The sequence below is a fragment of the Mesorhizobium sp. M7A.F.Ca.CA.004.04.2.1 genome (assembly GCF_004022825.1).
Taxonomy (GTDB): Bacteria; Pseudomonadota; Alphaproteobacteria; order Rhizobiales; family Rhizobiaceae; genus Mesorhizobium.
Window position 1 is genome coordinate 1 of record NZ_RZPH01001763.1, and the last position, 485, is coordinate 485.

Here is a 485-nt window from a genome sequence, read left to right on the forward strand (position 1 = left end):
ATCCCTCGGACAGGAAAGTAAAGACATAGTCCGAGAAGGAACGCCAGCATTCGACCCGGAAGGCATCGGCGGCTGTGCGCAGCAGCACGATCTCGGTCTTGCCCAGGATGGTGCGCGACGCTGCGCCCACCGGGAAGGCGTCGAGCGACAGGTCCTGCGGGCAGCCAGCATTGATCGTCGCCGCTGCCCCAGGGCCCGTCACCGATATCGCGATGTTGCGATGCGAGACGCCGACCGCCGAATGCAGCGCGGATACTTTGGCGCAATCGGCGAGCGGATCGTTGCCGGCCTCATCGATCACAAGCCATTCGTCGGGACCGAGCCACAAGACGGTGCGCCCGCCCTTCGCGGCAGAGGTTTTCGGCTTGTTCGGCAAGGTCACGCCGAGCGCGTTTCACTGCGTGCGCCGGAGGCTTCGGCCGCAGCGCTTTCGAAGGCGCTCGGCCGACGGCAGCACCTCGACCTTGACGGCGGCGGCAGTGGTG

The 485-nt window shown here is 66.4% G+C and carries 1 pseudogene; it reads right to left on the reverse strand.

The annotated features are described in order from the left end of the window. Positions 1-485 (reverse strand): annotated as a pseudogene (locus EN893_RS37445) (sarcosine oxidase subunit gamma); the annotation flags it as partial.